This is a genomic window from Bacteroides cellulosilyticus DSM 14838 (assembly GCF_000158035.1).
GTDB lineage: Bacteria > Bacteroidota > Bacteroidia > Bacteroidales > Bacteroidaceae > Bacteroides > Bacteroides cellulosilyticus.
On the sequence record NZ_EQ973490.1, the window covers coordinates 585,828 to 591,637 of the forward strand.

Consider the following 5,810-nt stretch of genomic DNA (forward strand, 5'->3'; position numbering starts at 1 on the left):
ATATATAGATACTGCATGTCCGATATATAGATGTGACACGTCCGATATATAGATGCTGCACGTCCGATATATAGCTAATATATTCAGAACATGAGTTTTGACCAAAGGAAATGTACATTAAAAACCAAGAAAAAGAAGATTATTCTTTTAGGAAACAGGAGGTAAGCACTGATTCAAAGCAACATGAAGACAGGCACAGATTCCGGTGGTGTAGGCAAATACCTTTCCTACACCCGCATATAATTTTGCCTACACCACACACCGTTCTATTAATGAGACGATTAAGTCTCCGGGTGTAGGATGTAGGCAGAATTAATAAATCTTTCTATTCAGAATCGTTTTTTGATCAAGACAGAGATTGCATATCATTCAAACGTTTATAGTATCCATTCTTCTCCAACAAAGCTTCGTGCCTGCCACGTTCCACAATTTCTCCTTCATAGAGTACGCAGATTTCATCTGCATTTTTAATGGTAGAAAGACGGTGGGCAATAGCAATTGTAGTACGGGTTTTCATCAAACGCTCCAAAGCTTCCTGCACCAGACGTTCGGACTCCGTATCAAGAGCAGAAGTAGCCTCATCAAGAATAAGAATAGGCGGATTCTTCAAAATAGCACGGGCAATACTGATGCGTTGGCGTTGTCCTCCGGAAAGCTTGCCACCACGGTCACCAATATTTGTGTTGTATCCATGCTCTGTCTCCATAATGAAATCGTGCGCATTGGCAATCTTCGCCGCCTCCATCACCTGCTCCAGTGTGGCGTTTTCCACACCAAATGCTATGTTATTAAAGAATGTATCATTAAACAGAATCGCTTCCTGATTTACATTTCCTATCAGGCCACGCAAATCATGAATACGGAAATTCTTGGTACTAACGCCATCAATCATGATTTCACCGAAATGTATGTCATGGTAACGCGGAAGCAAATCTACCAGCGTAGATTTTCCCGACCCGGACTGCCCAACCAATGCAATCGTCTGCCCCTTCGGAACAACAAGATTGATATGTTTCAAAACTTCCCTCTTCCCATCATAACTGAAAGAAACATCCTTAAACTCGATTTGTCGGTTCATGCCATGCAGAGGAAGCGGGTTTACGGGTTCCTTAATAGGATTCTCAGCCTTCAGAATCTTATCCACACGTTCCATGGAAGCCAAACCTTTCGGGATGTTATATCCTGCTTTTGCAAAATCCTTCAACGGATTAATGATGCTATACAGAATAACCATATAGAAAATGAATGTAGGAGCTTCCAGCGAAGAATGCTCATCGCCCAAAATCAGCATACCGCCAAACCAAAGCACCAATACAATCAAAAGCGTTCCCAGGAACTCACTCATCGGATGAGCCAACGCCTGACGAACAGCCACTTTATTGGTCGCATCACGCAGTTCATTACTGCATCTGGTAAAGCGATCCACCATCTTATCTTCTGCAATAAACGCTTTAATGATGCGCAAGCCCCCCAAAGTTTCTTCCAATTGTGACATGGTATCACTCCATTTGCCCTGCGCTTCCAAAGATTGGCGTTTCAGCTTCTTGCCGACCTTTCCCATCAGCCACCCCATTCCGGGAAGTACTACGATGGTAAACAGGGTCAACTGCCAACTTGTTATAATCAGCGTTGTAAAATAAAACAGGATCAAAATCGGATTTTTCAGCAACATATCCAACGAACTGGTAATGGAGTTTTCTATTTCTCCCACATCACCACTCATACGGGCAATGATATCTCCTTTCCGTTCCTGAGAGAAAAAACCAAGTGGTAAGTGCATCACTTTCGAATAGACCATGATACGGATATCACGAACAACTCCTGTACGCAAAGGAATCATTACCGCAGAAGATCCAAAGTAGCAGGAAGTTTTCAGCATCGTCATAAGGGCTAGGAACAGTCCCATAAACAGAAGTGTCATTATCGGGCCATGAACCTCTATCAACTGAGTAACATAGTAATAGAAATTATTTATTGCTACATCTTTCAAGTCATCGCTGCCCCACTCCATGAAGTGATATACTTTCTCTCCGCTACCCGTCTTGAACAGAATATTCAGAATTGGAATCAGCAGAGTGAATGAGAATACATTGAAAACAGCCGATAAGACATTGAGCACAATCGCCCACCCTATATACTTCTTATATGGCGACACAAAACGCCGCATCAATTGCAGGAATTCCTTCATTGCTTGGTATTAATGAATTAGGGGCGCAAAGATACAAGAAATATCTTTAAGATAAAGAAGATAAATTTAATATTAACGAGATTTATCTATACAACCCTCAATAAACAAGCCCTGTAGCTCATTTATATAGATCACAGAATGATATCGGAAAAATATATTGTATCTTTGCGCCCGGATATAAAACAAACGCTTTATTATGACAAAGATCGATAAGTCCGTACTGACATTCGGAATCACTATTTTCCTGAAATTCATGTTATTCGACATACTATGGTGTATCCCGACTACTTTTGCTTCTCTTTCTACAGTTGAATGTTATACAACAAAACTGATAGCCACACTTATATTGCTTATCCCTTACGCCTTCTTCCGTATGTGGAAAACAGAGACGCTCATCATGTTCCTGCTGGATTTCCTGCTGATAGCCAATCTTATGTACTTCAGAACCTATTATACCGCCATTCCTCTGAACAGCTACGGATTATCAGGAAACTTAGCCGATTTCACCGGAAGCGTTTTCGACTCTCTTCGCTGGTATGATATACTTTTCCCATTATCCACCCTTGCAGCCGCCGTCGTTCATCGGCGTACAAAAACTGCACATCAGAAGCGTCCCGCACCGGTACTTGCTTATTCTGCGGTACTTGCAGTCATCATCTGCATCTTTGGCACAGTGACCCTGATTAAAGGCGGATTTTCAAATGCATACAAGGAATATCGCGACAAAGCATATTTCTGTTCAAGCGGCCCCTCCCTCTATACCGTTTTCGGTAGCCTTTGCTATGATTTGGCAGGTCAGCAACAAAAGTTAACTCCTGAACTGGAAGCAAAGATAGAAGAATGGTTAAGTAAAAAGCCCAAACACGAAGTTGCTCTGCCGGACAGTAGTACTAATCGCCGCACCAATTGCATCATCATTCTGGCAGAATCATTGGAAAGCTGGGTATTAGAGAAAGAAGTGGAAGGACAGGAGATCACCCCCTACTTGAACAAATTACTGAAGGATTCTACCACCATCTATGCCCCACATGTACTGACACAGGTAAAAGGCGGCCGTTCCATAGATGCCCAACTTATCCTCTGCACCGGACTACTACCTATCAACAGTGGTACGTACAGCAGCCAATATCCCAACCATGTTTACCCTTCGTTGCAGAAAGCCATGCACGAAAAAAATCATTCGCGCAACTATCTGTTAACCATAGATAAGATATCCACCTGGAACCAGGGCCCCATAGCCCAAAGCTTCGGCATGGATACGATTATCGCCTATCATGATTTCGAACTGACGGAAGCTTTCGGTACCCACAAACGTACCGGAGACGGCTCATTCTTTGCTCAATGTCAGGAAAAGATAGAAAAAGGGGAGATATGGAAAGAAGGGGAAAACGCATATATGCAACTTATTACCTATTCCGGTCATGCTCCATTCATATTACCGGAATATCTCAGAGAGATTTCATTCTCCTCTGACATTCCGGAGAAGATGGGTAACTATATGATCACTGCCCGCTACACAGATAAAGCTATCGGTAAATTCGTGGAGTATCTGAAAACACTCCCTCAATATAAGGAAACGCTGATTGTAATAACAGGAGATCACGAAGGTTTAGCGTCTTATCGTGCAGAACTATGCGAAAGTCCCGGTGGTAAAGGTATCGTGTCCGACAAGCAGTTTACTCCTTTCATCGTTGTCAACTCTCCCATAGGTATGCGTTACGATGAAGTGATGGGACAAATAGATATGTATCCCACCCTGCTGAACCTACTTCAACTTGACGACTATTATTGGACCGGCCTCGGAGAAAGTATCCTCAATCCTGAAAAGAAAGGATTTGCTGTAGGTTCACAGATGAATGTGGAAGGAGAAGGATATAGTCCGGAAGATGAGGATTTTGCAAAGGAGGCATATGATATTTCGGATGAGATGATACGGTTTAATTACTTTGGAAAAAAGTAAGATAATAAAGAAAGCGTTCCATGTTTTTAAGAATCTTTGTTTGGAGAAACAGCAGAAAGGGCGTACCTTTGTTTGCATTCAAACCAAACTTCTAAAAAGGCATCAGTTATGGAAGAATATATAGCACCGAACAGAAAACGCATCCCCTACGGCATGATGAACTTCGCCGTGATTCGCCGTGATGATTGTTATTATGTAGACAAGACCCGCTTTATTCCCATAATAGAAGACGCAGATAAGTTTTTCTTCTTCATCCGTCCCCGTCGTTTCGGCAAAAGTCTGACGGTAAGTATGCTGCAACATTATTACGACATAGCCGCCAAAGATAAGTTTGATGCTTTGTTCGGTGATCTTTATATCGGGAAATATCCCACGCGTGACCGCAACAGCTACCTGGTGCTCTATCTCAATTTTTCCGGAATTGTCGGTGAACTGCACAACTACCGCAAAGGGCTGGATGCGCATTGCCAAACCATGTTCGACTACTTTTGCGATATCTATGCCGACTATCTTCCTCAGGGTATTAAGGAAAAACTGGATGCAAAAGAAGGAGCCGTAGAACAATTTGAGTACCTGTTTACGGAATGTAACAAAACCGGCCAAAGAATTTACCTCTTCATCGACGAGTACGACCACTTTACCAATGCCATCCTCGCCGATCCTGAGAGTTTACATCGTTACACCAACGAGACACATGGCGAAGGCTATTTGCGCGCCTTCTTCAACAAGGTGAAAGCAGGAACCTATTCCAGTATCGAGCGCTGTTTCATCACCGGTGTCAGCCCTGTTACGATGGACGACCTCACTAACGGCTTCAACATCGGTACCAATTACTCGCTCTCCCCAAAATTCAACGAAATGATAGGATTCACGGAAGAGGAAGTACGGCAAATGTTGACCTATTACTCCACCACCAGCCACTTCAACCACACTGTGGACGAGCTGTTGGACATAATGCAACCGTGGTACGACAACTATTGCTTTGCACAAGGACGTTATGGTGAAACTACCATGTACAATTCTAATATGGTGCTCTATTTTATCAAAAACTACCTTGACAACGATGGTAAAGCACCGCAGAATATGATAGAAAGCAACATCCGCGTTGACTACGAAAAGTTGCGCATGCTTATCCGTAAGGACAAAGAATTTGCCCACTATGCTTCCATCATCCAGACCTTGGTGAGTCAAGGCTATATTACCGGAGATTTGAAAGAAAGTTTCCCTGCCGTCAATATCACCACTCCTGACAACTTCGTGAGTCTACTCTATTATTTCGGTATGCTTACCATCAGCGGCACATATGAAGGTAAAACCAAACTCACCATTCCCAACCAGGTGGTTCGTGAGCAGCTTTATGCCTATCTACTGAGCACCTACGATGAAGCCGACCTTAATTTCAGCAGTTACGAAAAGAACGAGCTGTCCAGTTCACTCGCCTATCGTGGTGACTGGCAAACTTACTTCGGCTACATCGCCGACTGCCTGAAACGTTACGCTTCTCAACGCGACAAACAGAAAGGGGAGTTCTTTGTCCACGGCTTCACCCTTGCCATGACAGCCCAAAACCGCTTTTACCGCCCCATTTCTGAACAAGATACGCAAGCCGACTATGTTGATATATTCCTCTGTCCACTACTGGAAATCTATTCCGACATGAAA

General features: G+C 43.2%; 3 protein-coding genes. 2 read left to right on the forward strand and 1 reads right to left on the reverse strand.

All coding sequences use genetic code 11. The annotated features are described in order from the left end of the window. Positions 1–346: 346 nt before the first annotated feature. Complete coding sequence (locus BACCELL_RS06985) at positions 347–2,188, reverse strand: ABC transporter ATP-binding protein (RefSeq protein ID WP_007210951.1); 1,842 nt, start codon at positions 2,186–2,188, stop codon at positions 347–349. Positions 2,189–2,384: 196 nt separating this feature from the next. Here BACCELL_RS06985 and BACCELL_RS06990 point away from each other — a divergent pair, with 196 nt between their 5' ends. Both BACCELL_RS06990 and BACCELL_RS06995 read left to right on the forward strand, forming a co-directional pair. Next, positions 2,385–4,148, forward strand: coding sequence for an LTA synthase family protein (locus BACCELL_RS06990; protein WP_007210952.1), 1,764 nt, complete (start codon positions 2,385–2,387; stop codon positions 4,146–4,148). A 108-nt stretch (positions 4,149–4,256) separates the two neighbouring features. After that, on the forward strand, positions 4,257–5,810 hold a 1,554-nt coding region (locus tag BACCELL_RS06995), incomplete at its 3' end, for an AAA family ATPase (RefSeq protein ID WP_007210954.1).